23 protein-coding genes are annotated in these 25190 nt (G+C 68.7%); 10 read left to right on the top strand and 13 right to left on the bottom strand.

The features are described 5' to 3' along the window. The first annotated feature begins 143 nt into the window (after positions 1 to 143). Positions 144 to 374: an RNA-binding S4 domain-containing protein gene (locus AC3ITM_RS06285; protein ID WP_489269188.1), complete on the top strand. Its 231-nt coding sequence runs from the start codon at positions 144 to 146 to the stop codon at positions 372 to 374. Positions 375 to 388: 14 nt separating this feature from the next. On the opposite strand, the gene ubiM is transcribed toward AC3ITM_RS06285, so the two are convergent. The 4 genes from ubiM to AC3ITM_RS06265 all read right to left on the bottom strand — a co-directional run bounded on the left by ubiM (position 389) and on the right by AC3ITM_RS06265 (position 3864). Next, the gene (gene ubiM, locus AC3ITM_RS06280) at positions 389 to 1564 is read right to left on the bottom strand and encodes a 5-demethoxyubiquinol-8 5-hydroxylase UbiM (protein WP_489270040.1); all 1176 of its coding nucleotides are present in this window, start codon (positions 1562 to 1564) and stop codon (positions 389 to 391) included. A gap of 134 nt (positions 1565 to 1698) precedes the next feature. After that, positions 1699 to 2088 (bottom strand): MAPEG family protein, encoded by a 390-nt coding sequence (locus tag AC3ITM_RS06275; RefSeq protein ID WP_228886670.1) that lies wholly within the window; start codon positions 2086 to 2088, stop codon positions 1699 to 1701. Positions 2089 to 2118: 30 nt separating this feature from the next. Further along, positions 2119 to 2661, bottom strand: a complete 543-nt coding sequence (locus AC3ITM_RS06270) for a DUF4019 domain-containing protein (RefSeq protein WP_489270039.1) — start codon at positions 2659 to 2661, stop codon at positions 2119 to 2121. Between the two features lie 60 nt (positions 2662 to 2721). Continuing rightward, complete coding sequence (locus AC3ITM_RS06265) at positions 2722 to 3864, bottom strand: COG3904 family protein (RefSeq protein WP_489270038.1); 1143 nt, start codon at positions 3862 to 3864, stop codon at positions 2722 to 2724. Positions 3865 to 4038: 174 nt separating this feature from the next. Between AC3ITM_RS06265 and AC3ITM_RS06260 the strand changes: the two genes are divergently transcribed. From AC3ITM_RS06260 to AC3ITM_RS06250, 3 genes are all read left to right on the top strand, one after another. Further along, positions 4039 to 5511 carry an AlkA N-terminal domain-containing protein gene (locus AC3ITM_RS06260; protein WP_489269186.1) on the top strand — a complete coding sequence of 491 codons (1473 nt, stop codon included), beginning with the start codon at positions 4039 to 4041 and terminating at the stop codon, positions 5509 to 5511. Continuing rightward, positions 5508 to 5999 (top strand): methylated-DNA--[protein]-cysteine S-methyltransferase, encoded by a 492-nt coding sequence (locus tag AC3ITM_RS06255; RefSeq protein ID WP_489269184.1) that lies wholly within the window; start codon positions 5508 to 5510, stop codon positions 5997 to 5999. Before AC3ITM_RS06260 ends, AC3ITM_RS06255 begins: the two co-directional genes overlap by 4 nt. A 161-nt stretch (positions 6000 to 6160) precedes the next feature. After that, complete coding sequence (locus AC3ITM_RS06250; RefSeq protein ID WP_489269182.1) at positions 6161 to 7423, top strand: alkaline phosphatase family protein; 1263 nt, start codon at positions 6161 to 6163, stop codon at positions 7421 to 7423. A gap of 824 nt (positions 7424 to 8247) precedes the next feature. Here the strand turns inward: AC3ITM_RS06250 and AC3ITM_RS06245 are convergent. Both AC3ITM_RS06245 and AC3ITM_RS06240 read right to left on the bottom strand, forming a co-directional pair. After that, entirely contained in the window at positions 8248 to 8430 is a 183-nt protein-coding gene (locus tag AC3ITM_RS06245; RefSeq protein ID WP_038689543.1) for a 30S ribosomal protein THX, read from the bottom strand. 113 nt (positions 8431 to 8543) lie between these two features. Then, a complete protein-coding gene (locus tag AC3ITM_RS06240; protein WP_228886666.1) occupies positions 8544 to 8957 on the bottom strand; it encodes a MerC domain-containing protein in 414 nt (137 codons plus the stop codon). Positions 8958 to 9127: 170 nt separating this feature from the next. Here AC3ITM_RS06240 and AC3ITM_RS06235 point away from each other — a divergent pair, with 170 nt between their 5' ends. The 6 genes from AC3ITM_RS06235 (at position 9128) to AC3ITM_RS06210 (ending at position 17310) form a co-directional block, all read left to right on the top strand. Next, on the top strand, positions 9128 to 11317 hold the full coding sequence (locus AC3ITM_RS06235) for a TonB-dependent receptor (RefSeq protein WP_489269179.1): 2190 nt from the start codon (positions 9128 to 9130) through the stop codon (positions 11315 to 11317). Positions 11318 to 12105: 788 nt separating this feature from the next. Continuing rightward, positions 12106 to 12540, top strand: a complete 435-nt coding sequence (locus AC3ITM_RS06230) for a MarR family winged helix-turn-helix transcriptional regulator (RefSeq protein WP_489269177.1) — start codon at positions 12106 to 12108, stop codon at positions 12538 to 12540. Beyond that, on the top strand, positions 12537 to 13769 hold the full coding sequence (locus AC3ITM_RS06225) for an MFS transporter (RefSeq protein ID WP_489269175.1): 1233 nt from the start codon (positions 12537 to 12539) through the stop codon (positions 13767 to 13769). Before AC3ITM_RS06230 ends, AC3ITM_RS06225 begins: the two co-directional genes overlap by 4 nt. An 87-nt stretch (positions 13770 to 13856) precedes the next feature. Continuing rightward, positions 13857 to 14423, top strand: a complete 567-nt coding sequence (locus AC3ITM_RS06220) for a TetR/AcrR family transcriptional regulator (RefSeq protein ID WP_489269173.1) — start codon at positions 13857 to 13859, stop codon at positions 14421 to 14423. After that, on the top strand, positions 14420 to 16105 hold the full coding sequence (locus AC3ITM_RS06215; RefSeq protein WP_489270037.1) for an MFS transporter: 1686 nt from the start codon (positions 14420 to 14422) through the stop codon (positions 16103 to 16105). Before AC3ITM_RS06220 ends, AC3ITM_RS06215 begins: the two co-directional genes overlap by 4 nt. Before the next feature lie 8 nt (positions 16106 to 16113). Further along, positions 16114 to 17310, top strand: a complete 1197-nt coding sequence (locus AC3ITM_RS06210) for an HlyD family secretion protein (protein WP_489269171.1) — start codon at positions 16114 to 16116, stop codon at positions 17308 to 17310. Positions 17311 to 17467: 157 nt separating this feature from the next. Here AC3ITM_RS06210 and AC3ITM_RS06205 read toward each other — a convergent pair whose 3' ends face one another. The 7 genes from AC3ITM_RS06205 to creB form a co-directional block, all read right to left on the bottom strand. Next, positions 17468 to 17953 (bottom strand): Fur family transcriptional regulator, encoded by a 486-nt coding sequence (locus tag AC3ITM_RS06205; RefSeq protein WP_228886659.1) that lies wholly within the window; start codon positions 17951 to 17953, stop codon positions 17468 to 17470. 16 nt (positions 17954 to 17969) lie between these two features. Continuing rightward, positions 17970 to 19373 carry a glutamate--tRNA ligase gene (gene gltX, locus AC3ITM_RS06200; RefSeq protein WP_489269169.1) on the bottom strand — a complete coding sequence of 468 codons (1404 nt, stop codon included), beginning with the start codon at positions 19371 to 19373 and terminating at the stop codon, positions 17970 to 17972. Positions 19374 to 19461: 88 nt separating this feature from the next. Then, positions 19462 to 21066 carry a M28 family metallopeptidase gene (locus tag AC3ITM_RS06195; protein WP_489270036.1) on the bottom strand — a complete coding sequence of 535 codons (1605 nt, stop codon included), beginning with the start codon at positions 21064 to 21066 and terminating at the stop codon, positions 19462 to 19464. Between the two features lie 99 nt (positions 21067 to 21165). Beyond that, positions 21166 to 21576: a hypothetical protein gene (locus tag AC3ITM_RS06190; protein WP_489269167.1), complete on the bottom strand. Its 411-nt coding sequence runs from the start codon at positions 21574 to 21576 to the stop codon at positions 21166 to 21168. A gap of 9 nt (positions 21577 to 21585) precedes the next feature. Next, positions 21586 to 22905: a cell envelope integrity protein CreD gene (creD, locus tag AC3ITM_RS06185; protein WP_489269165.1), complete on the bottom strand. Its 1320-nt coding sequence runs from the start codon at positions 22903 to 22905 to the stop codon at positions 21586 to 21588. A 99-nt stretch (positions 22906 to 23004) separates the two neighbouring features. Beyond that, the gene (gene creC, locus AC3ITM_RS06180) at positions 23005 to 24465 is read right to left on the bottom strand and encodes a two-component system sensor histidine kinase CreC (RefSeq protein ID WP_489269163.1); all 1461 of its coding nucleotides are present in this window, start codon (positions 24463 to 24465) and stop codon (positions 23005 to 23007) included. Between the two features lies 1 nt (position 24466). Then, positions 24467 to 25156 carry a two-component system response regulator CreB gene (creB, locus tag AC3ITM_RS06175; protein ID WP_489269161.1) on the bottom strand — a complete coding sequence of 230 codons (690 nt, stop codon included), beginning with the start codon at positions 25154 to 25156 and terminating at the stop codon, positions 24467 to 24469. Positions 25157 to 25190: the final 34 nt, after the last annotated feature.

Genomic DNA, 25190 nt, shown 5'->3' with positions numbered 1-25190 from the left:
TCAGGGGGCGATGATACCGCATCGTTCCTGAACAACGTGTACAGATTCCAGCGTGGATGCCGTTCTGCCGCGTGCTGGCGCACAATACGCGCCCTTTCCCGGCCCGGCCCAGCGCCCGCGCCCCTTCCCAGGATACCCGCTCCATGCAGACCCTCGAATTTGAACTGGAGCGCGACTACGTCGAGCTCAAGCAGCTGCTCAAGCTGGCCGACCTGGTCACCAGCGGCGGCGAAGCCAAGACCGTGATCGGCGATGGCCAGGTGCTGGTCGATGGCGCGGTGGAACTGCGCAAGGCCTGCAAGATCCGCGCCGGCCAGCAGGTACAGTTCGGCGACACCACCATCCACATCCTGGCCGACAGCTCGGTGCCCTGAGCCGCCCTGGTTGATCAGGACCGCGCGGTCAGCTGCGCGGCGATCAGCTGGCGGAACGGGGCCACCCCGTGGGCCAGCCGCAGCCCGGCCCGGCGCAGCAGGCGTGCCGGCAGACGGTCATCGGTATACAGCGTGGCGATCGCATTGGTGGCCTCGTACAGCGGTCGTGAGGCCAGCCGATGCGCGCGCTCGTAGGCCACCAACCCGGCCGGGGCGGCGATGTCCCGGCCGCGCCGCTGCGCCGCGCGCAGGGTTCGCGCCAGCCGGTCCTGGCTGAGCAGGCCCAGGTTGAAGCCGTGCGCGGTGACCGGATGCATGCCCACCGCGGCATCACCGATCAGGGCACAGCGATCGCCGGCGAACGCATTGGCATACACCCCCACCAGCGGATAGGCCACCGGCCGCGCCACCGGCTGCATCGCGCCCAGCCGATGCTCGAACAGCGCGCTGATGCTGCGCCCGAAGCTGGCCTGGTCCTGCCCCATCAAGGCCTCGATCCGGCGCGGCGGCAGGGTGATCACCGCCGAGGCCTGGTCGCCATTGAGCGGCAGCAGCGCCAGGGTGCGGCCGTAGCCGAACCACTCCCACGCGGTGTGCTGGTGCGGCACATCGATCTGCATCCGGCAGACCAGCATCGACTTGCCGAAGTCGCGCAGCCGCGCACCGATGCCGAGCAGGCGCCGGGTCGAGGAGAACCGGCTGTCGGCGGCCACCACCAGCGAGGCAGCGAGCTGGCGGCCGTCGCTGAGGGTCACCACGCTGCGCTGCGGCCCCGGGCTGACCTGCTGCACGCTGCACCGGTCCAGCAGTTCCAGCCCCGGCTGGCCCTGCACGCTGTCCCAGGCCGCGCGCCGGATCAGATGGTTGGGCACCAGCCAGCCCAGGTCCTGGGCATCGCGCTGGTGCGCGGCGAAGGTCAATGCGAACGGCGAGCCGCCGTCCATCACCTTGGCATCGCGCAACGCGGAAATCTGCGCCGGATCCAGCCGGTCCCAGATGCCCAGCCGCTGCAGGATCTGCCGCGAGGCATGGGTCAGCGCGATTTCGCGGCCATCGAAGGCCGCTTCGGCCAGCGCCGCGCGCGGCTGCTGCTCGACCAGGGCCACCTGCAGGCCACTGCCGGCCAGCGACCGTGCAAAGCACAGCCCGGCGGGGCCGGCCCCGGCCACCACCACATCCACCGACGGCAGGCCGTTGCCGCCCTGCGTGCTGCTGTCTGCCATGTCCGTCCCTGCCCTTGCCTGATCTACGCCGAGCTTAGCGCCGCCACCCGGCCACCGGCCTTGATCTGGATCAGCGGCGTCGGCCGCGGTTCACCACCGCGTTACAGTAGCGCCCACAGCAGCAGCACGATGCCGACCAGCGAGGCCAGCCACACCAGGCTGCGCAGGTACGGCACGCCGGCCGCATACAGCGGCAGGTAGACCACCCGCGCCCAGAAGTACAGTTGCGCGGCCAGCGCGGTCAGCCCGTCCTGGCGCTGGGTCAGCACCACCGCCAGCACCGCCGCGGCGAAGAACGGAAAGGTTTCCATGAAATTGGACTGGGCCCGCTGCAGGCGCCCGGTCAGCGGCCGCACCGGCGGGTTCTGGCCATCGCGGGCCGACGCATTCCAGTGCAGCCCGCGTTCGCGGGTGACGGCGGTGGAAGCGGCAAACAGGTGCACGATGCCCAGCAGCATCGACCACACCAGCATCTGGATCTCGATTGTCATGGCGTGCTCCTGCCGCAGGCGGCATCGGATTCAGGGGGTTGCGGCGCGCACGCTGTAACCGGCCAGGCGCCAGACCCGGTCTTCGTCGAGCCGGAAGGACACCAGCTCGCGCACCGGCTGGGCGCTGTTGGCAAAGCGGGTGGGGAAACTGACATTGATGTACAGCCCTTCGGGCACCGTCGCACCGGGCGCGTACTTGACCCGGGTCACCACCGGCTGGCCACGTGCGGCCAGGGCGCCCAGGCGCTTGCGGTCGGCGCCGAGCTGGGCGACGAAGGCCTGCTCGGTCACCGTCTTGCGCGCCACGGCCGAGGCACCCTTCCACGCCTCGGCGGCGCGGTTGGTATCCACCAGTTGCGCCACCTGCAAGGCCGCCGCGGTCAGCTCGGCATCCTGCTTGTGCAGCTGCGCCTGCTGCGCCGGGGTCAGCGCCGGGCGCGCCGGTGCGGCCACGGGTGCGGCCGCCGGTGCAGGACGGGCCGGTGCGGGGGCCGGGGTGGCCGGCGGCGGCGGAGTCTGCGCCAGGGCAACGGCCGGCAGCAGGAACGACAACAGCAGCACACTACGCATCAGGACATCCCGGGCTGGAAAACACTGCCGGGGAGTCTACGACGAAGCGCCGTGAGCGGCCCGTCAGTTGCGTTCCGCGGTTTCCACCGGCGGCTGGCCGGCGTCGCTGGCGGTACGCTCGGCGGCAGCCGCGCTGCCCGGCGCCTGGCTGGCCGGCAGCAGCGTGGACACATCGATTTCCGACAGCGGGCTTTCATCCGGGCAGGTCGCATCGGGGAAACCGAAACGCTGCTTGAGCCCCTGCCCGCAGCCGTTGACCGCTTCCAGTTCGCTGCCTTCGCGCTTGCACTCCTGGTCGAAGGCGATCAGGAAGGCGTCCTTGCGGCGGACGAAATCGTCGCCGCACTTGCGCATCTGCTTGATCCGCTCCAGGTCGTCCTGCACCGCGTTGGTGCCGTCCAGGCCGAACTGGCGCAGTTCTTCGCTGCTCAGCAGGCGCAGGCTGCGGTTGGGCACGGTCATCATCAGGTCGGCCACGCCCACCGCCACGCCGTTGCGCTGCAGGTAGTCCTTGACGTTGTCGTAGACCTCATGGAGTTCGCGGTTGAGTTCAGCGCGCGAGGTGGCCTTGGAACTGATCCGCATCATCCGGTGGATGCCGACCTTGCCGGCCACCAGGCGGTTGTCGCCGGCGGCCAGCACGAACACGCAGGCGCTGTGGCAGACCGAACCTTCGCGGATCCAGATGGTCCAGTTGGATTCGCCGATGCGGTCACCGGCCACGATCGCCGCCTCGACCTGGCCACCGCTGGAATCCAGGTCCAGGATGCGCTTGGAGATGCGCTGCGCGTCGGCCACCATCGCCAGCCGCGCGACCAGTTCGGAGAAGCCCGGATTGATCTTGCCCACATAACGCACCCGCACCAGGCCACGTTCGGCGCACGGCGCCAGCGCGGCATCGATGCTGCCGCGGTCCAGGGCTTCCAGCGCCACGCCATCGCCGGCCGCGGCGGCGTAATCGGTATCGCAGCTGACCCAGGCCTTGCCGTTTTCCAGCGCGGCCTGCGGCCAGCCCAGGTCGCCGCGCCTGGGCGGCGGCGGCACCACCGGCGGGGCATCGGCGGCGTTGATCGACACCATGTGATCGCCATCGGCGGTCTGCGCCCGCACCGCCTTGTCGGCGGCGGTGACATTGCCCGGATTCTCCAGCTGGCTGCAACCGGCCAGACCCAGGCACAACAACGGCAACCACCACGACTTGAGCAACATGAACGACCCGGTATCCGTACGGAGGAACGCGCGCAGCGGCACGTGGACGCCCAGTCTAGTGCGCGCGGCCGCGATCGCGGCAACCTGCCCTGAACCTACGGCCGGGGCGGCCTGGCATTGCTGTCCGAAAGCGGCGAGCCCGGCCATCCCCGAGCGCATAGACTGGCACCCATGGACACCGCCCTGCCCCTGGACTACGCCGCCTGCGAAAGCGCCCGCCTTGCCCGCGATGCGCGCTTTGACGGGGTGTTCTTCACCGCCGTGCGCAGCACCGGCATCTACTGCCGCCCGGTCTGCCCGGCACCGGCGCCGAAGCCGCGCAATGTCGACTACTACCCCACCGCCGCCGCCGCGGCCGCGGCCGCAGCCGGCTTCCGCCCCTGCCTGCGCTGCCGCCCCGAACTGGCCCCGGAGGCACAGGACGCGCTCAGCAATGAAACCCTGCAGCGCGCGCTGGCGTTGATCCACGATGGCTACCTGCAGGACGCGGCGGTCGGCGCGCTGGCCACGCGGGTGGGGCTGAGTGCGCGCCAGCTGCAACGCCTGTTCGTGGCCCGGCTGGGCGCCGCCCCGGCACAGATCCACGCCACCCGCCGCCTGCTGCTGGCCAAGCAGTTGCTGACCGAAACCGCGCTGCCGGTCACCGACGTGGCCATGGCCGCCGGCTACAACAGCCTGCGCCGCTTCAACGCCGCCTTCGCCGAGGGCTGCGGCATGCCGCCGACGGCGATCAGGCGCCAGCGCGGCCACCTCGATGCCGGCGCGCTGACCCTGCGCCTGGGGTACCGGCCACCGCTGGATTTCGCCGCGATGCTGGGCTTCCTGCGCCGCCGCGCCATCCCCGGCATCGAACAGATCGACGCGCACAGCTACCAGCGCGTGATCGGCCCGGCCGAGCGCCCCAGCGTGATCCGGGTCAGCGCCGACCCCAGGCGCCCGGAACTGCTGCTGCAACTGGGCCAGGTCGATCCGCGCGCGATTCCCGGCATCGTGCGCCGGGTGCGCCGCATCTTCGACCTGGATGCCGACCTGCGCATCGTGCATGCCACGCTGGGCAAGGAACCACTGCTGGCGCGCGGCATCGCCGCCCGCCCCGGGCTGCGCGTACCCGGCGGCTGGGACGGCTTTGAAGTGGCGGTACGGGCCGTGCTGGGCCAGCAGGTCAGCGTGGCCGCGGCCGCCACCCTGGCCCGGCGCGTGGTGGATCGTTTCGGCGCCGTGCTGGCCGGCATGCCCGAGGGCCTGGACCGCCAGTTCCCGGCGCCGCAGGTGCTGGCCGAGGCACCGCTGGAAACCATCGGGCTGCCACGGACACGTGCGGCCACCGTGCGCGCGGTGGCCGCCGCCGTGGCCGAGGGCCGGCTGGATTTCGGCGCCGGGCAACGGCTGGACAGTTTCGTTGAACGTTGCATCGCGCTGCCCGGGATCGGCCCGTGGACGGCGCAGTACATCGCGCTGCGCGCCCTGGCGCTGCCCGATGCCTTCCCGGCCGGCGACCTGGTATTGCAGCAGGTGCTGGGCGGCGACAGCCGGTTGAGCGAACGCGCCACCGAGGCACGCTCGCAAGCCTGGCGACCGTGGCGCGCCTATGCCGTGCTGCACCTGTGGCACCTGGCCACGCCCTCTTCCGGAGCATCCACATGACCCTGTTCTACGACACTTTCGACAGCCCGATCGGGGCACTGACCGTGGCCGGCGACGGCCAGGGCATCCACCACGTCCTGTTCGAGAACAACCGCTACGACGCCAAGGGCCGTGCGCACTGGCAGCACGACCCACACGCGCTGCGCGAGGCACGCACGCAATTGCTGCAGTACCTGCGCGGCGAGCGCCAGCGTTTCGACCTGCCGCTGGCACCGCACGGCACCGCGTTCCAGCTGCGGGTATGGAAGGCGCTGGCGGATATCCCGTTCGGCCAGACCTGGAGTTATGTGGACCTGGCCCGCCACATCGGCCACCCCACCGCCAGCCGCGCGGTGGGCGCGGCGAACGGGCGCAATCCGCTGCCGATCGTGCTGCCCTGCCATCGGGTGATCGGCAGCAATGGTGCGCTCACCGGTTTCGGCGGCGGGCTGCCGACCAAGGCGGCGCTGTTGCAGCTGGAAGCGCAGCGCGATTCGCTGTTCGCCTAGCGTTCGCTGTTGTTCTTTTCCTGGCTTGGCGGGAAGCCGGCCAGCGGCCGGCACTACCGATGCGGCGGGAGTCACCGCCGCCGACTGAAAATCGATAGTGCCGGCGGCGTCCCGTCATGGGTTGTCTTCGCCGCGTCACCGCCTGCCCCTATCATGGCGCGATGATTTCCATCCGCCTTCCACTGGCGCTTGCCGCCGCCCTCGCCCTGGCCGGCTGTGCCACGGCGCCGTCCACGCCGCCCACGCCTGCCGCCGCCGCGGCTGGTACTGCGGTTGCCGCCGCCCCGCCCAAGCTGCTGCTGGTGTCCATCGACGGCCTGCGCGCGGACATGCTCGACCGCGGCATCAGTCCGAACCTGTCGCGCCTCATCCACGACGGGGTGCGTGCGCAATGGATGACGCCGTCGTATCCCTCGCTGACCTTCCCCAACCACTACACCCTGGTCACCGGGCTGCGCCCCAACCACCACGGCATCATCCACAACAGCATGCACGAAGACATGCTGGGCACCTTCAAGCTGAGCCTGCGCGATGCCGTCACCGACCCGCGCTGGTGGGGCGGCGAACCCATCTGGGTGGGCGCCGAAAAGGCCGGCATACGCACCGCCACCTGGTCCTGGCCCGGCAGCGAAGCGGCCATCCAGGGCGTGCGCCCCAGCCAGTGGCGCGTGTTCGATACCCGCGTGCCGTTGCCCGAGCGCGTCGACCAGGTGCTGGCCTGGATCGGCCAGACCGACGCCAACGCACCGCGGCTGGTCACGCTGTACATGGAACAGGTCGACCATGCCGGCCATGAAAGCGGCCCGGAATCGCCGCAGTACGCGGCCGCCATCGCCGAGGTCGACCGTTCCATTGGCCGCCTGCTCGACGGGCTGCAGGCGCGCGGGCTCGATGCCGGCACCAATCTCATCGTGGTCTCCGACCACGGCCTGGCCGGCGTTCCCGCCGGCCAGGTGATCGCCACCGAGGACATGGTTTCGCCGGACATCGCGCGGCTGGTCTCGGAGGGCCAGTCGGTTGGCTTCGCGCCGCTGCCGGGCAAGCAGCGCCAGGCCGAAAAGGCCCTCATCGGGGCACACGCGCACTACGACTGCTGGAAGCGCCAAGCGCTGCCGCCGCGCTGGCAATACGGGTCCAACCCGCGTATCCCGCCGATCGTGTGCCAGATGCATGAAGGCTGGGACGCGCTGACCGGCGAGCGCATCGCCAAGCGCGCCCCGGGCAACCGCGGCTCGCACGGCTACGACAATGCCCTGCCCTCGATGCGCGCGGTGTTCATCGCGCGCGGGCCCTCGTTCCAGCAGGGCCAGACCCTGCCCGGTTTCGACAACGTGGATGTCTACCCGTTGCTGACCCACCTGCTCGGCATCCCGGCCGCGCCCAACGACGGCAACCCGCAGACCTTGCTGCCCGCGCTGCGCTGACCGCAGAGGATGACCGACGGCCCGGCCAGGTTCGTTCTGCGCTGAAAGCCAAAAAAAAAGATTCTTCGCCTATTTCCGGGGCTACAGCCCGTCAAATGCTGTGGCATTGCGGGGGGCATGCCACCGAGTAGGGCCGGCCGTTGTCCGGTTGTTGCCGCTGCTGTTGCCGCTTCGCGGATAACTTCAAAAGCGTTTCGTGCCCCTGCGGGGCGCGAGTCACTTTCTTGCTCGTGCAAGAAAGTAACCAAAGAACACGCCCCCGTCCGCTCGCCGGCGGGCTTTGCCCGCCGGTGCCCTGCGCTTCTCGCGTCATCGGGGGACGGCGCGGAACTCGCTGCGCTCAGACACCCGCGCCTCTTCGCCCCCGCTGCCGCTGCGATGCTCGACTCGCTCCAAGGGGGAGGTAGATCAAGATCAAAATCACAGACAACAGCAACAGCTGTCCGACCACGGTCTGAGGTTGCTCCAGCTCCTGGCAACCCCATCACAGATAGGTCCGACTCATGGTCGGACACGCATCGTCTCGGCATCACGCTGTCCAAACGTGGCTCGGACCTACGCTTTCCCGTGCGTGCCAGCCATGTGTGAAGGGTTGGCGTGGGTGGGTTGGCGGGACTGTCGAAAACATGGATGTTTTCGCCAAGCCCCCACGGATGGGTTCACGGCGTGTCCCGCCAGCCCACCCACGCCAGCCCAATCAGCACATACGTCGGCTACTGTCTTTGATTTGAGGCTGCCATTCGCAGCTGACTTTCCGTAGATCGGCGAACAACCAAAAAAAACGCGGCGCAAGCGCCGCGTTTTCTCAGACCCGCCAGGTGGGATCAACCGGCCTTGGCGACAGCCTTCTTGGCAACGGCCTTCTTGGCCGGTGCCTTGGCAACGGTCTTCTTGGCGACCGGCGCAGCTGCACCCACGGCCACCTTGCTCACCACGTGCGAGCGCGAATTGCCGTAGCTTGCGTTGAAACGCTTGCCCTTGGCGGTCTTGCGGTCACCCTTACCCATGTCAACTCCTTAGTCTGAATACTGCGAAATCTGATACCCGTTACTGACACGGGTTCGGCGGGGCCGCCCTCTCAGGCGCCCCCGCGCACGATCGGAAAGCCTACCACACGCACTCAGTGCGCACAGCTGGCGTCATGGACGTGGCCGTGGTTCAAACGCAGGTTGACCAGGTGGGCCACGCCCACCAGCACGCCACCAACGGTCATCACCACCGCGTGCGGCACCGGTGCATGGTGCAGCGGCCCGTACAGCAGGCCCGCCCACAGCGCGGTCAGGCCCGGCACCAGGAACCCCAGCGCGCGCAGCGCACCGTGCCGGCGGTAGCCCCAGACCAGGCTGAACAGCCCAAGCAGGGTCACGAAGCTGACCAGGGCCAGCTCCACCCCGTCGCCGAGCCAGACCGACAGGCCCAGCGACGGCGCGGCGGCCAGCAGGATCGGCAGCACCGCGCAGTGCACCGCGCACAGCAGCGAACCGGTGGCACCGAAGCGATCCAGCAGATGACGAACTCGAGCGAACAGGGGCATGACTTCCAGCAGGGTCGGCGAAGCGTTATGGAATAATATAACATCAATCCCGACGCGCACTCCCGTTCCCCGCTCCTGCCCCTGCAACGTCCTGTTCCATCCGCCCCGTGATGGGATTGCCGCGCCCCACCATTGATACAATGTAACAATTGACGACGGACCTTCTGCCCATGCGCTTTTCACCCTTCCTCAAGCCGCACGCTCTGTCCCTGGCGCTTGCCAGCGCCCTGTCCCCCGCGCTGGCGCTGGCCGCCGACGATGTCGGCCAACGTGACCATCACCTGTCCGAACTGTCCGCCGTGCAGGTCACCGCCTCGCCGCTGCAGGGCGACGCCGAATCGCTGGCGCGCCCGGTGGAGGTGCTGGCCGGCGAACGCCTGGACGAGCAGAAGGCCGGCACCCTGGGCGATACCGTGGCCAAGCTGCCCGGCGTGCAGAGCACCTTCTTCGGCCCCGGCGTGGGCCGCCCGATCATCCGCGGCCAGGAAGGCCCGCGCGTAGCGGTGCTGTCCAACGGCATGGGCAATATGGATGCTTCTACGGTCAGCGCTGACCATGCCACCAGCATCGAGCCGTTCCTGGCCGACCAGATCGAAGTGCTCAAGGGCCCGGCCACCCTGCTGTTCGGCAGCGGCGCGATCGGCGGCGCGGTCAACGTGGTCGACGGCCGCATCGCGCGCGAACTGCCCGACCGCCCGCTCAGCGGCCGCGCCGAACTGCGTGGCAATTCGGTCAACGATGAGCGCAGCGGCATGTTCCGGCTGGACGGGGTCAACGGCAACTGGGTGCTGCACGTGGACGGCCTGGTCCGCAACGGCGATGACTACCGCATCCCCGGCTATGCGGTGATCGACGGCCTGGAAGACCACAGCGGCCACGACCACGACGCAGACGACAGCGACGAACCGCGCCGCGGCCGCCTGGACAACAGTTCGGTGCGCACCCGCGCCGGTGGCGTCGGCGCCACCTGGCTGGGCGAAGGCGGCTACTTTGGCGCCTCGGCCAGCACCTACCGCACCAACTACGGCATTCCCAACGGCGCGCATGTGCACGCCGACGACCATGGTCATGACCATGACCACGCGCATGGCGATGAAGAGGAAGAAGGCGAAGAGCACGACGTGCGCATCGACATGGTGCAGAACCGCTTCGAGGCCAAGGGCGGTATCTACAACCCGGTCTCGTTCCTGAAGAACATCAACCTGCGCACCGCCTACACCGATTACGAGCACACCGAGCTGGAAGCGGGCGTACCGGCCACCCGCTTCACCAACCGCGGCATCGAAGGCCGCCTGGAAGCGGTGCAGCAGCAGCTCGGCGGCTGGGACGGCGCCTTCGGCCTGCAGTTCGGCAACAGCGATTTCGGCGCCAAGGGCGAGGAAGCCTTCGTACCCGATACCGGTACCCGCAACATCGGCCTGTTCGTGCTGCAGGAAAAGCAGTTCGGTCCGTTCAAGCTGGAACTGGGCGGCCGCCACGACCAGGTCAAGCTCGACCCGAGCGGCGATTACCGCGCGCGTAAATTCGATGCCACCAACCTGTCGGCGGCCGGCATCTGGAAGCTCAACGACGCGGTCGACCTGCGCTTTGGCGTGGACAGTTCCGAGCGCGCGCCGACCAATGAAGAGCTGTACGCGGCCGGTGCGCACATCGCCACCCGCTCGCTGGAAATCGGCGATGCCAACCTGAAGACCGAACGCGGCCAGCGCATCGAACTAGGCATCCATACCCACAGCGAACGCGTCGACTTCTCCGCCTCGATCTACCAGACCACCTTCAAGAACTTCATCTATCTGGCCGACACCGGCGTGGTCGAGGACCTGCCGGTACGCCTGTGGGCGCAGCAGGACGCGGTCTTCAAGGGCGCCGAGGCCGAAGCCCTGTTCCATCTGTTCGAAGGCACTGCCGGCGACTGGGACCTGCGCGTGTTCGGCGACTACGTCAAGACCGAACTGGACGGCAGCGGCAGCCGCAACGTCGACATCGCCGTGCCGCATGGCGACCACAACCACAACTACAGCGTGGAACTGGCCAACACCGGCTACCTGCCGCGCATCGCCCCGGCCCGTGTCGGCGCCGACCTGCGCTGGTCCCGGGATGGCTGGCGCGCCTCGGTCGGTGCGGTGCGCTACAGCCGCCAGAAGGACGTGGCCCAGAACGAAGACCCCAGCAAGGGCTACACCCTGGTCGACGCCCACCTGGCCTACCGCTGGGACCGCAGCGACAGCAACAGCTACGAGGTCTTCCTGGACGGCAACAACCTGACCAACCAGGAAGTGCGCCCGCATACCTCGCTGCTGCGCGACTACTCACCGCTGCCGGGCCGCGGCGTCGCCTTCGGCATCCGCGCGTTCTTCTGATCCGGCGGTCACCTCCGGGGCCGTCGCTTCAACCCTGAGGGGGCCGCAAGGCCCCCTTTTTCTTATTTTTCGCCGATTTTCGGGGAGTCAGCTGCGCGCTAAAGCCTCAGATCAAAGGCAATGACCGACGTATGCGCTGATTGGGCTGGCGCGGGTGGGTTGGCGGGACACGCCGTGAACCCATCCGTGGGGGCTTGGCGAAAACATCCATGTTTTCGACAGTCCCGCCAACCCACCCACGCCAACCCTTCATACATTGCTGGTACTCACAGAAAACAGCAGATCCGAGCTACGGTCAGACAGCCTGGCGTCCAAAGAATGCTGTCCGACCGCGGGTCGGAACTACCTGCGATGGTAGGGCAGCGAGTTCCGCACCGTCCCTTGCCGACGCGAGAATCGCAGGGAACCGGCGGGCGCAGCCCGACGGCGAGCGGATGGGGGCGTGTTCTTTGGTTACTTTCTTGCACGAGCACCAGCGCCGCAAGAGCGGCGCGGAACAGCGTAGCTGGCCCGTAGGGTGGCGCACACGGATGTGCGACATCAGAAAGTGACTCGCGCCCCGCAGGGGCACGAAACGCTTTTGAAGTTATCCGCGAAGCGGAAACAGCAACGCCAATGCATCCGGACAATGGCCGGCTGTAGTCCCGCACATAGGCGAAACCTTTTTTCATCCTCCGCCCAGCTTCCCCAATGCCGCTTTCCGATCCCTCCCGGCTTCGGCCGTCCCCGGCCTGACGCATTACGTGCATATGCACGTATGATGCACGCATCCCACCTGACTGCCGCCCATGGACCCGCTGACCGCCAGCCCCTGCACCTGCTTCCGCCTGCGCCGCGCCGCGCGCCGGCTCTCGCAGATCTACGACAGCCACCTCGCCCCTGCCGGCCTCAGCCTCAACGCCTACTCCATCCTGCGCCGCGCACCGCAACCGCGCCTGCTCGGCGACCTCGCCGATGCCCTCGGCATGGACCGCACCACCCTCACCCGCAACCTCAAACCCCTGCTCCAGGCCGGCTGGCTCGAACAACGCCGCGGCGATGATGCCCGCCAGCGCCTCATCGTCATCACCCCTGCCGGCAAAGCCTGCCTGCGCCGCGCGCGCCCGCTCTGGCAACACGCGCAGCGCGACGTCGAAGCCACCTTCGGCGCCGCCCCCACCGCACGCCTGAATGCCCTGCTGGACCAGCTCGACCAGTCCCTCCCACACGGAGCCCACGCATGAGCAGCACGCCGCAACACGCCCCCGGCATGCACTGGGGCCTGCTCATCGCCGCCTCGGCCATCCTCGCCATCACCATGGGCGTGCGCCAGACCTCCGGGCTGTACGTCGACCCCATCCACCGCGACACCGGCGTCAGCATCGTCGAGATCAGCTTCGCCCTGGCCATCGGCCAGTTCGTCTGGGGTGCCGTACAACCGGTTTTCGGCGCCGTGGCCGACCAGCGCGGCGCACTTCCGGTCCTGCTGTTCGGCGGCGTCCTGCTGGTCATCGGCCTGCTGCTGGCCCCCTACCTCACCAGCCCGCTCGGCCTGAGCTTCACGCTCGGCCTGCTCATGGCCGCCGGTGCCGGCGCCGGCAGCTTCTCGGTCCTGATCGGCGCCACCGCGCACCGCCTGCCGGTCGAAAAGCGCTCCCTCGCCGCCGGCCTGATCAACGCCGGCGGTTCGGTCGGCCAGTTCGTGTTCGCCCCCCTGGTGCAATGGATCATCGGCAGCGCCGGCTGGGCCCGTGCCATGTTCACCATGGCCGCGGTCACCCTGCTTTCCCTGCCACTGGCCTGGCCCCTGCGGCGACGCGCAGGCGACCATGCCCCCGGCACCCACCTCGCCGAAGATGGCGGCCTGCGCGCGCAGCTGCGCCTGGCCGTGCGCGACCGCAGCTACTGGTGCCTGCACCTGGGCTTTTTCACCTGCGGCCTGCACATCGCCTTCCTGGTCACCCACCTGCCCGGCGAAATCGCCCTGTGCGGTCTGTCGCCCACCGTCGCCTCCACCTCCATCGCCCTGATCGGCCTGTTCAACATCGCCGGCAGCCTGATCGTCGGCGCGCTCGGCCAGCGCTTCCGCATGAAGTACCTGCTGTTCTGGATGTACGCCAGCCGCGCGGTGATGATCGGCCTGTACCTGCTGGCCCCGCCCACCCCCACCACCTTCTACGTGTTCTCCGCCGCGCTCGGCTTCACCTGGCTGGCCACCGTGCCGCCCACTGCCGGCCTGATCGGCAAGCTGTTCGGCCCACGCTACCTGGGCACCCTGTTCGGCCTGACCCTGCTCTCGCACCAGCTGGGCGGCTTCTTCGGCGCCTGGCTGGGTGGCCTGGCCCTGGCCCACTCGGGCAGCTACCAGTGGATGTGGTACGCCGACATGGCCCTGGCGGCGCTGGCCGCACTGATCAACCTGCCGATCCGCGAGGCCCGCTACGGCAGCCATGGGGTTCCGGCCAGGCGCTGACTTCATCCGGCGTCGCTGTGCCCGGCCGGCGTCGACTACAGGCACCACGGCGCTTTCATTTCGGACACTTTTGTCCAAAAATGGGCCATGACCTCCCAACGTGCCGATGCGGCTGCCCGCCGCGCCCTGATCCTGGACGCCGCCGATGCGGTGTTCGGGCAACACGGGGTCACCGCCCCGCTGGACCTGGTGGTGGAGCGCGCCCAGGTCGGGCGCGCCACCCTGTACCGCAACTTCCCCGACCGCACCGCCCTGGTCGAGGCGCTGCTGCAACGCGCGGTGACGCGCATCGCCCGCCAGGTACAGGCCCTGGGCGAACGCGACGATGCCCTGTTCGAAGTGCTTGAAGGCATGGCCGCGCGCATCGTGCAGTCCCCGGCGCTGTCGGACTACTGGCGCGCGGTGGACCCCGACGATGCCTCGATCAAGGCTGCCCGGCAGACCATCCGTGACCTGCTCAAGGCCCCGATGCAGCGCGCGATCGACGCCGGCCTGTGCCGTGCGGACCTGCAGGTGACGGACATTTCACTGATCTCGGGCATGCTGGGAGCCGCATTGCGCGGCAAGTCGCGCGAAGAGCGGGCCAAGCTGGCCGCGCGCGCCCTGCAGTTGCTGCGCGGTGGATTGCAGGGACCGATCAACGCGGAGGGCTGATGGCGCAGTACCTCAAACCGATTCCGGACTGGGAAGAGCACGAAAAACCGACCCTGCCCGGCTCGGCGTCGATGCCGTGGCATCCGCCGCACCGGCGCCTGGCCTATGCGCTGGTGGCCTTGCTGGTGGGCATCACCGGCGGGCTGGGCAACGCCCTGGTCAGCGCCAATCTGCCGTTCCTGCAGGGCCAGCTCGGGCTCACCCCGGCGCAGGGCAGCTGGCTGGTGGCCGCCTATGCGATGGTCAATGTCACCGCCAACCTGCTGGCCTTCAAGTTCCGCCAGCAGTACGGCATCCGCCTGTTCGCCGAAATCGGGCTGGGCCTGTACGCGGTGCTGGCGGTGCTGCACCTGTTCGTGGGCAGCTTTGAGACCACGGTACTGATGCGCGCGGCCAGCGGCTTTGCCGGCGCGGCCTGCAGCACGCTGGGCACGCTGTACATGCTGCAGTCGCTGCCGCGCCGCTACACCGGCAACCTGCTGGTGATCGGGGTGGGCATCTCGCAGCTGGCGGTGCCGATCGCCTGGCTGGTTTCGCCGGGCCTGGTCGATACCGGCCAATGGCACAACCTGTACCTGTTCGAGGCCGGGCTGGCGCTGTGCGCGTTCGCCGCGGTGGTGGTGCTCAAGCTGCCGCCGGGCGTGCAGATCCAGGCGTTTGAACCGCTGGACTTCCTCACCTTCGCCCTGCTCGCCCCGGCGGTGGGCCTGCTGGTGGTGGTACTGGCCCAGGGCTATACCCGCTGGTGGCTGGACACGCCCTGGCTGGGCTGGGCGCTGGTGGCATCGATCACCCTGGCCACCGCCGGTTTCATCGTCGAGCACTACCGGCGCAATCCGCTGCTGCAGACCCGCTGGCTGGCCAGCCTGCCGGTGATCCACTTCATCATCGGCGCGTTCCTGATCCGGTTCCTGACCACCGAGCAGTCCTACGGCGTGGTCGGGCTGATGCGCACGTTGGGCATGGGCCCGGACCAGATGCGCCCGCTGTTTGCGGTGGTGCTGGCCGGCGTGGTCACCGGCATCGCCGCCGCGTCGCTGACCTTCGGCCCGAAGCGGCTGATCCCGCAGTTGCTGATGGCCATCGCGCTGCTCGGCAGCGCCGCCCTGCTCGACCAGAGCCGCACCAGCCTGGACCGCCCGCACGACTTCTTCGCCAGCCAGTTCCTGGCCTCGGTCGGTGCGGGCATGTTCATGGGCCCGCTGATCATGCTCGGCATCACCCAGGCGCTCAAACAGGGCGTGGACCACATGATCACCTTCCTGGTCACCCTGTCGATCACCCAGACCCTGGGCGGGCTGGCCGGGTCGGCGGTGCTGGGCACCTACCAGCTGCACCGCGAGCAGGTGTATTCCAGCGCGCTGGTCAGCCAGCTGGATCCGGCCGACGGTGTCGTGGCCCAGCGCCTGAAGCAGCAGCAACAGCTTTACGCGGGCCTGATCACCGATCCGGTCCAGCGCAGCGCGCAGGGTACCGCGCAGCTGGCCCTGGCCACCCGCCGCGAGGCCAACGTGCGCGCCTACAACGACGTGTTCTCGCTCAGCGGTACGGTGGCGCTGGCCTTCCTGGGCTGGCTGCTGCTGCTCTCGGTGCGCACCGCCGTACTCAAGCAATGGCGCAAGCGTCACCGGTCTTCTGTTCCCCTTGGCACAGCCGCGCCTTCCGGCGCGGCGCCCCGATGAGTCCCGACATGCCCACCTCCCCGCCGCGCGACGACAGCGCGCCAGAAAACGTCAACCCGCCACCGCCCACCGATGCCGCACCGGCAGCCGGCGCGGCCGCGGCGCCGTTCGCGCCGAAGTACCTCAAACCCAGCGGGCGCAGCGTGGCGATCATGATCGTGATCGCCCTGCTCGGCATCGCCCTGATCCTACGCGCCTGGTCGCTGTGGCCGTTCAACAGCAGCCAGGTCAGCACCGACAACGCGTATGTGCGTGGGCAGATCACCGTGCTCGCCCCGCAGGTCAACGGCTATGTCACCGAGGTGCTGGTCAGGGATTTCCAGCACGTCAAACAGGGCGATGCGCTGCTGCGCATCGACGACCGCATCTACCGCGAGAAAGTCGTCCAGGCCCAAGCCGACCTGGACAGCGCCAGGGCCGCGCTGGCCAATTCCGATCAGTCGCAGGCGCAGAACCGCGCACAGATCCAGGCCGCCCAGGCCAATCTCTCCGCCGGCCAGGCCGAACTGTCGCGCTCGCGTAGCGAACTCAAGCGCTACGAAGAACTCGCCGCGCAGCAGCTGGTGGCCCTCAACGACCGCGACAAATTCCGCACCACCACCCAATCGGCGCAGGCCAGCGTGCTGCAATCGCAGGCCCAGATCCGCATCGCCGAAGAAGCCCTCACTTCCACCCAGGTTGCCCGCAAAGGCCTGGAAGCCCGCGTCGAAACCGCCCAGGCCCAGCTGGAACTGGCCAGGATCGACCTGGCCAACACCGTCATCCATGCCCCGCGCGACGGCCAGGTGAGCGAAGCTTCGGTGCGCCTTGGCCAATACGTTACCGCCGGTTCGCAGCTGCTGTTCCTGGTGCCGGACACGCTGTGGGTGGTGGCCAACTTCAAGGAAGGCCAGACCTGGAAGATGCGCATCGGCCAGCCGGCCAGCTTCCGGGTGGATGCGTTCGACGGCGGCAAACTGCGCGGCCACATCGAACAGATCGCCCCGGCCACCGGCTCGGAATTCAGTGTGCTGCGCCCGGACAACGCCAGTGGCAATTTCACCAAGGTGGTACAGCGCCTGCCGATCCGCATTTCCATCGACCCCGACCAGCCGCTGGCCGGACGCCTGCGCCCGGGCATGTCGGTAGTGGTGAAGGTGGATACCGCTGCCGAGCCATCCGGCCGCAGTGAACCGGTTCCTGACGACGCAGCACGGTCGCGGTAGGGTCGCATCCCGATCGACTGCCGATGGCAGCGGGGACGCCGGTGGGGCATGACCTCTGTCCAGGCGGCTCCGGTCAACGTCATGCGCCAAAGCGCTGAACGACTATCCGGGCAGTCGTTTGGAAACCGACCCTACCGGCGCGGACGACCCGTTTCAGTCAACCCGCGCAGCGCGCGCACAACCCATGTACTTCCAAGGTCTGCGCCTGCGGCTGGAAACCCAGCTCCTTGGCGCGTTTTTCCAGCTGGCTCACGATCTCCTTGTCTTCCAGCTCCACCGCACTGTGGCAGCTGTTGCAGATCAGGAACGGTACCGAATGCTGCGCACTGCTGGGATGGTGGCAGGCCACGAACGCGTTGACCGATTCGAGCTTGTGCACAAAGCCATTGGCCATCAGGAAATCCAGTGCGCGGTACACCGTCGGCGGCGCATCGGCGCCGACGCCCTTGCCGCTGCGCACCCATTCCAGCAGTTCATAGGCCTTGACCGGCTTGCCGGCCTCGGCAATCAGGCGCAGCACGTTGGCGCGGATCGGCGTCAGCCGCAGCCCGCGCTCCGAGCACACGCGTTCGACCACCTTCACGAAGTCGGAGGCATCGTGAACGTGGTGGTGCGGGGCGGTACAAGCGGTTTTGGCAGGCATGCGCGGTCTCCTGTGGTCAGGCCGTCGGTACTTTAGTGAGTGCGACGTCGATGCGTTTCAAGGCCTCTTCACGCCCGGCCAGGAACACCGTCTGCGAAATGTCCGGGCTGACCTGGGTGCCGGTGATGGCCACGCGCAGCGGCTGGGCGACCTTGCCCATACCGATCTCCAGCGCCGTGGCGGTATCGTGCAGGGCCAGCGAGACGGCCTCGGCGGTCCAGTCGGCGACCCCGGCCAGCAGCTCGCGGGCCTTGCCCAGCGCCAGTTCCGCGCCCGGCTTGAAGTGTTTGGCCACCGCCGCCTCGTCGTACTCGGTCAGCGCCTGGTACCAGACCACGGCCTTCTCGGCCATTTCCTTCAGGGTCTGCACGCGGTCGCGCAGCGCCACCACCACGTCGGCCGGGGCCGGGCCGGCGGCCAGGTCCAGGCCCAGCTTGTTCAGCTGGTAGACCAGGTGCGGGGCGATGCTGGCCGGTTCGACGGTCTTCAGGAAGTGCTGGTTGACCCAGCCCAGCTTGGCCATGTCCAGCCGCGCCGCCTTGGAATTGCAGTTGGTCACATCGAACAGGTCGATCAGCTCCTGCCGCGTGAACAGTTCCTGGTCGCCATGCGACCAGCCCAGCCGGGCCAGGTAGCTCAGCAGCGCGTCGGGCAGGTAGCCGGCGTCCCGGTACTGCATCACATCGGCCGCGCCGGTGCGCTTGGACAGCTTGGCGCCCTGCTCGTCCAGGATCATCGGCATGTGCCCGAACTTCGGCACCGGCGCGCCGATGCCTTCATACAGGTTGATCTGGCGCGGGGTGTTGTTGATGTGGTCGTCGCCGCGGATGACCTCGCTGATGCGCATGTCCCAGTCGTCCACCACCACCGCGAAGTTGTAGGTGGGGAAGCCGTCCGGGCGGAAGATCACCATGTCGTCCAGCTCGCTGTTGGCGATCTCGATGCGGCCCTTGATCAGGTCGTCGAACACCACCGTGCCTTCCAGCGGGTTCTTGAAGCGGATCACCCGGTTCGGGTCGTCCCGATAGGGCAGCCCCAGCTCGCGCGCGGCGCCGTTGTAGCGCGGCTTTTCCTGCTTGGCCATCGCCGCTTCGCGCATGGCGTCGAGCTCTTCGCGGGTTTCGTAGGCGTAATAGGCCTTGCCGTCGGCGACCAGTTGCTGCGCCACTTCCAGGTAGCGGGCCACGCGCTGGGTCTGGTAGACCGGGCCTTCGTCGTAGCCCAGGCCCAGCCAGTCCATCGCCTCCAGGATCGCGTCGATCGCGCCCTGGGTACTGCGTTCGCGGTCGGTGTCCTCGATGCGCAGCACGAATTCGCCGCCACGGTGGCGGGCCTCCAGCCAGCAGTACAGCGCTGTGCGGGCGCCGCCGATGTGCAGGTAGCCGGTGGGACTGGGGGCGAAACGGGTGCGGCAGGTCATGGAAGGCTCGGGGAACGGGAATCCCCCGATTTTACCACCACCCCCGGGAGGGCACGGAGGAAGCGCACGCCTCCTCCGCTCGGCAGCCTCACGGCTGCGGCTGCGGCTCGGGCTTGCGCGGGAAGGCTTGCTCGCGCATGGCCGCATGGTAGGCGAAGGAGGCCACGATGGCGGCGGCCTGCTTCAGGTCTTCCGGTTCGGCGTGGTCCCAGGTATCGAGGTGGCTGTGGTGGACGTTGGTGAAGTAGTCCAACCGGTCCTGGATGAACTGGAAGCCCGGCAGGCCGATGCGGTCGAAGCTGATGTGGTCGGTGCTGCCGGTGTTGCGGGTGGCCACGGTGGTGGCACCGACGTCATGGAAGGGGGCCAGCCACGCCTGGAAGATCGGCACCGCGGCCATGTTCTCCTGCGCGTAGATGCCGCGGAAGCGGCCCGAGCCGTTGTCCATGTTGAAGTACACCTGGAACTTGCTGTAGTCGCGGGTCTTCTGCAGGGCACCGGTCGGCTCGCGCAACGAGGCCGGCAGCGCCTTCTGCGCCGCATCGGCAGGCACGGGGAAGCGACCGAAGTGGTTGGCCACATAGGCCTGCGAGCCGATCAGCCCTTGTTCTTCGCCACTCCACAGGGCCACCCGGATGGTCCGCTTCGGCTTGGCGCCAGCGGCCTTGAGGATGCGCATGGCCTCCATCATCACCGCCACGCCGGCGGCGTTGTCGGCTGCACCGGTGCCGCTGTGCCACGAATCCAGGTGCGCGCCGATCATCACCACCTCATCGGGCCGGCCGCTGCCACGGATCTCGGCCAAGGTGTTGTAGCCGGGCTGGTCGGCCTGGTCGGTGAAGCGCGCCACGACATCCACGCGCAGGCGCACGGGCTGCTTGGCCTCCAGTGCACGCGCCAGCGGATTGAAATGCTCGGCGATCATCGCCAGCTCGGGAATCCCGACCGATTCGCCTGCCTTGCGCGAGCCACCCCCGGCAACACGAATGATGCCGTTGTCCCAGCTGCTGATGCTGATCGAGGCCAGCGCACCTTCCTCGATGAAGAACGCGTTGACCCTGGCCGCCAGCGCCTGTTTCTCCTGGTACTCCTTGACCCGCTTGGCGCGGTCGGCCGCCACGTCCTTGTCCTTGGGCAGGGCGAATTCCTGCAGGCCTTCCAGCGACGTCGCATCATGCCGGTGCGAATCGGCGTCGGTGCCCCGCTTGTACTGGCGCGCCTGGCCCAGCAGCAGGATCTTGCCGCGCAGCTTGCCGCGGTACTTCTCGATGTCTTCCGGCGTCTTGATGTCCACCTGCACCAGGTCGCCCTCGACCGGACCGGGGGTACCCGGCGTCCATGCCTTGGGCAGCGCATGCAGCGGCTGCACGCGATCGCCCAGCATCTCCACGCTGGCCGAGGTGAATTCCCAGCCACGGCCGAATGCGTCGAAGGCCTCGTCGTGGACGTTGTCCAGCTTCCAGTCGTTGAACCTGCCGCGCGTCCATGCATTGGCCCGGGCCATCGCCGGCGAGTTGGTCAGGCGCGGCCCGATGCGTTCGGTGAGGTAACTGAAGGTGTCCATCACCTGCGACTGATGGAAGGCCTGTTGGCGGATCTTGCCCACCATCTCCAGGTCCACCGTTTCGCGCTGCTGCGCCGTTGCATTGCCACCCACCGCCAGCGCTACAGCCAGCACGCCCCACTTCAGCACATCGCACCCCTGCCTTCCGGCACTGCTCATCGAGCCGTCGAGTCTAGCCAGCGCCGGCACTGCGCCCCCGTCCCATCGGTCATGTACGCACCGTCGCGCTCAGCCGTTCCAGCCCAGCCACAGCTGGGCGTGCGTCGGCAACAGCAACAGCCAATGGCGACGGTCCACGCTGGTGCAGCCGAACACCGGGGCGTGCGCCGGCCAATCGGCCGGCAGGCCATCGATGCCGATCTCGGCCAGCGCCGCGCTGCCGGCCTTCCATGCCCGGTAGCGCGGCACCCGCCCGGCCACGGCGCCGCGGCCCTGGCGTGCGCCGGACAGCCAGTCCAGGCCCTGCCGCTGCACGCCCTCGCAACTGCGCCGGGCCAGCGTGAAGCGGACCAGGCCGGGGGCGATCCGCGCCCCCGGCAAGGCCGCCAGCACGCCACTGGCCTGCAGCAGCGCATCCACCTCCAGCAACGCGGGAATGCCCTGCCCCGCCCGTTGCCGCAATTTCTGTCGCCAGCCCATGTCGCCTCCTTACTTCAGGCTGGCGCCGAGTTCATACCAGTCGACCCGGCGGGTGATCCACATCGCCGTGGCCAGCACGCCGAACAGCAGCAGCGACCCCATCAGCAGTGCGTTGTTTTCCGAGATCAGCAGGCCGTACAGCGCCCCGTACAACACGGTCAACATGCCGGCAAAGCCCAGGCCACGCGCCCAGCTTTTCAATACCCCCGACAGGTACACCGCCTGCACCCCGATGCAGGCCAGCGCCGACAGCACGTAGGCCAGCCAGAACGGAATGTGCTCGGACAGGCTGAGCAGCAGCAGGAAGAAGATCGCCAGCGCCAGGCCCACCATCAGGTACTGCAGCGGGTGGATGCGCAGGCGCTTGATCAGCTCGAACAGGATGAAGCCGACGAAGGTGAGCAGGATGAACAGGATGCCGTACTTGCTGGCGCGGTCGGCCTGGGTATAGATGTCCACCGGATTGACCAGCTCGACACTGACCGTTTCCGGCTCGACATCCTTGCTGTCGCGCAGCTGCCGCTGTGCTTCGGAAGCCAGCGAGGACACCGCCCACTGCGCGTCGAAGCCCTGTTCGCCGACGCTGCGCTGGTTGGGCAGGAAGCTGCCGCCGAACAGCGGATGCGGCCATGGCGAACGGATCGCGATGCGGCTGTCATCGCCCACCGGCACCACCGCCAGCGAACGGGTGCCATCGAGCACCAGCTCCAGCGCCAGCGCACTGCCCTTGAGCATGCCGCCGCTGTCGTGCTCGAAGCCACGCAGTGGCACCTGCAGGCCCTTTCCGATGCCGCTCACCGCACCGACGCCCGGCTGCAGGGTCAGCGCTTGGCCATCGACCTGCAGCCTGGGCGAACCGACCAGTCCCCGCACATCGGCGATGCCGACCACCAGGTATGGCGTGCCGTACACGCGGCCGGGCTTGATCGGGTAGTCGTCGTCGGCGAACTCGGCGGTGACCTTGGCCTTCCAGCTGTATACCGGCACCCGGAACAGCCCGACCCGGCGCTCGTCGGGCTGCATCTGGCCGTCCACCAGCAGCTTGGACGGCATCTGCAGCCAGTAGCTGCTTTCGGTCTGGGTTTCCAGCTTCTTGTTGCCGGCCGCATCGACCACCTCGACCTGGCGGGTATCGGTCCACGGCACCACCCGCACCGGGCCGGTCAGGGTCTGCGCGCCGGCCCGGCTCTGCGATACGCGCAGGTAGGCCTCGTCACGGTAGGCCTCGCGCTCGTTGATCACGCCCTTGATCATCATCAGCGGGATCAGCAGCAACAGGATCAGCCCGCCGACGATGGCGAACCGCAACAGCATTTTCAGGGATTTCATGGCCCGTCCTCGGTTGGGAGGGGGCCAGCTTGGTGGCTGCCGGTGTGCGGGGTTTGTGCTGAGTTTGAAGTCTGTGTGAAGTGCCTGTGCCGGCGTGGCTCAGCGCCGGGCCGGCGCGGCCGGGCCGCGCCACGGCAGCCACAACGCGGCGATCGCGCCGCCGCCTTCGCGGTTGCGCAGCTGCACCCGGCCGCCATGCAGGCGCGCCACTTCCTGCACGAACGACAGCCCCAGCCCGGAACTGCGCAGGCCGGTGGCCGGGCGCGCCAGCGAATAGAAGCGTTCGAACACCCGTTCCAGCGCGTACTCGGGCACGCCACTGCCGCGGTCGGCCACCCGCAGCACCACGCCCTGCCCCTCGCGGGCGGCACTGAGCTGGATGCGGCCGGCCGGGCTGGAGAACGCCAGCGCGTTCTCCAGCAGGTTGTTCAAGGCCTGCCGCAACAGGTAGCCATCGCCCTGGATCACCAGCGCGTCGGGCGCTTCGACATCGATCTGCACCGCGGCGGCCTGCGCACGCATCGCCACCGCCGCCGCGGCGTGCTGCAGCAGCGGGCCCAGCTCGATCGGCTCGCGCTTCTGCAGCCAGCCATGCTGTTCCACCTCGGCCAGGGCCAGCAGTTTGTCGATGGTTTCGGTCAGGCGTTGCTCCTGGCCCTGGATGCTGCGCGCGAAGTGCACGCGGTCGGCATCGGGCAGCGGTTCCTGCAGCAGCTCGGCCGCGCCGCGGATCGCCGCCAGCGGGCTCTTCATTTCGTGGGTCAGCGACTGCACGTACTGTTCGACGTAGGCCTTGCCTTCCAGCTTGCGGCGCATGGTTTCCAGCGCCTGGCCGAGGTCGCCGATCTCATCGCGGCGCGGCTTGGGCGGCGGCACCGGTTGCCCGGCGCTGACCGCCTTGGCGTAGCGGTTGAGCCGGTTCACCCCGTGCATCAGCCAGCCGGTCATCAGCAGGCCGATCAGCGCCGACAGCCCGATCAACCACGCCCCGCGCTGCATGATGGCGCGCTGGCTGGCGGCGATGAACGGATCGATGCTGCGGTTGGGCTGGGCCAGGCTGAGCACGCCGATCAGCCGACGGCCATCGGCCGGGTCGTAGATCGGCGCGGCCACGTGCATCACCGAGTGGGTAGCATCGCCCGGGGTTTCCGGGCTGGAGCGCGCGCCGTACTCGCCGCGCAGGGTGCGGTAGACATCGTTCCAGCGCGAGTTGTCGCGGCCCACGCCCTGCCCGCGGGAGTCGTACAGCACGATGCCGCGGGCGTCGGTGATGGTGACCTGGTAGTCCAGGGTGCGCTTGGGGAATCGCCAGACCATCGCCTTGGGATCGCGGCGCTGCGCGCGGGCCAGATCGGCCACGAAGCGGCCGTTGCCGATGGTGCCGGCCTTGACGTCGCTGGCGGCCAGTTCGGCCAGGACGTTGGCCGCATCGACCAGGGTCGACTCCATCGCCTGGCGCACGCCGGGCTTGACCTCGTTGACGAAGATGCGCATCACGAAGAACGCGGCGATGCCCACGATCAGGAAGAACCCCAGGAACAGCTTCAGGCCAAGGCGCACCCTACACCTCCAGCGCGTAGCCCAGGCCGCGGTGGGTGCGGATCGGGTCGGGTTCGGCGCCGGCCGCACGCAGCTTGGCGCGCAGGGTTTTGACATGGGTATCGACGGTGCGGTCGGCGCTGTCGGCGGCGCTGTCCCAGCCGCGGTCCATCAACTGGGCGCGGCTGAGGATGGCGCCGGGGCGCTGCAGCAGCGCGGCCATCAGCGCGTACTCGTAGCGGGTCAGGTCCAGCGGGTGGTCGTCGAAGCGGATCCGGCGGCCCTCGCGGTCGATCGCAAAGCGGCCGTGCTGCTGCCAGCCGGCCGGTTCGGCCGCCGTACCGCTGCGGCGCAGGCGCGCGCGTATGCGCGCCACCAGCTCGCGCGGCGAGAACGGCTTGGCCATGTAGTCGTCGGCGCCCAGCTCCAGGCCCAGCACCCGATCGAACTCGTCGTTGCGCGCGGTCAGGAAGATCACCGGCACCTCGCTGAAGGTGCGCAGGCTGCGGCAGACCTCGAACCCGCTCATGTCCGGCAGGCCCACGTCCAGCACCACCACATCGAAGGGGTGCTGGCGCAGCGCTTCCAGGGCCTGTCCGCCGAGCAGGCAGTGCCGGGCACCGTAGCCCTCGCTGCGCAGGGCGTACAGCACGGTGTCGGCGATGGCGGTTTCGTCCTCGACCACCAGGACGTTGTGCAGGGGGCGGTTCATGCGCGCAGCATAGCCGCTGGGGCCGCCGCCCCGT

The organism is Stenotrophomonas sp. KH_029 (assembly GCF_057839765.1).
This window is presented reverse-complemented; position numbering and strand designations above follow the sequence as displayed.

Excerpts from the sequence above, each read along its gene's own strand:
- AC3ITM_RS06250 (WP_489269182.1), top strand. The coding sequence starts at position 6,161 with ATGATTTCCATCCGCCTTCCACTGGCGCTTGCCGCCGCCCTCGCCCTG.
- AC3ITM_RS06225 (WP_489269175.1), top strand. The coding sequence starts at position 12,537 with ATGAGCAGCACGCCGCAACACGCCCCCGGCATGCACTGGGGCCTGCTC.
- creD (WP_489269165.1), bottom strand. The coding sequence starts at position 22,905 with ATGAAATCCCTGAAAATGCTGTTGCGGTTCGCCATCGTCGGCGGGCTG.
- AC3ITM_RS06190 (WP_489269167.1), bottom strand. The coding sequence starts at position 21,576 with ATGGGCTGGCGACAGAAATTGCGGCAACGGGCGGGGCAGGGCATTCCC.
- AC3ITM_RS06235 (WP_489269179.1), top strand. The coding sequence starts at position 9,128 with ATGCGCTTTTCACCCTTCCTCAAGCCGCACGCTCTGTCCCTGGCGCTT.
- gltX (WP_489269169.1), bottom strand. The coding sequence starts at position 19,373 with ATGACCTGCCGCACCCGTTTCGCCCCCAGTCCCACCGGCTACCTGCAC.
- AC3ITM_RS06285 (WP_489269188.1), top strand. The coding sequence starts at position 144 with ATGCAGACCCTCGAATTTGAACTGGAGCGCGACTACGTCGAGCTCAAG.
- AC3ITM_RS06275 (WP_228886670.1), bottom strand. The coding sequence starts at position 2,088 with ATGACAATCGAGATCCAGATGCTGGTGTGGTCGATGCTGCTGGGCATC.
- AC3ITM_RS06230 (WP_489269177.1), top strand. The coding sequence starts at position 12,106 with ATGGACCCGCTGACCGCCAGCCCCTGCACCTGCTTCCGCCTGCGCCGC.
- AC3ITM_RS06210 (WP_489269171.1), top strand. The coding sequence starts at position 16,114 with ATGCCCACCTCCCCGCCGCGCGACGACAGCGCGCCAGAAAACGTCAAC.
- AC3ITM_RS06205 (WP_228886659.1), bottom strand. The coding sequence starts at position 17,953 with ATGCCTGCCAAAACCGCTTGTACCGCCCCGCACCACCACGTTCACGAT.
- creB (WP_489269161.1), bottom strand. The coding sequence starts at position 25,156 with ATGAACCGCCCCCTGCACAACGTCCTGGTGGTCGAGGACGAAACCGCC.
- AC3ITM_RS06240 (WP_228886666.1), bottom strand. The coding sequence starts at position 8,957 with ATGCCCCTGTTCGCTCGAGTTCGTCATCTGCTGGATCGCTTCGGTGCC.
- AC3ITM_RS06260 (WP_489269186.1), top strand. The coding sequence starts at position 4,039 with ATGGACACCGCCCTGCCCCTGGACTACGCCGCCTGCGAAAGCGCCCGC.
- AC3ITM_RS06255 (WP_489269184.1), top strand. The coding sequence starts at position 5,508 with ATGACCCTGTTCTACGACACTTTCGACAGCCCGATCGGGGCACTGACC.
- AC3ITM_RS06220 (WP_489269173.1), top strand. The coding sequence starts at position 13,857 with ATGACCTCCCAACGTGCCGATGCGGCTGCCCGCCGCGCCCTGATCCTG.
- AC3ITM_RS06245 (WP_038689543.1), bottom strand. The coding sequence starts at position 8,430 with ATGGGTAAGGGTGACCGCAAGACCGCCAAGGGCAAGCGTTTCAACGCA.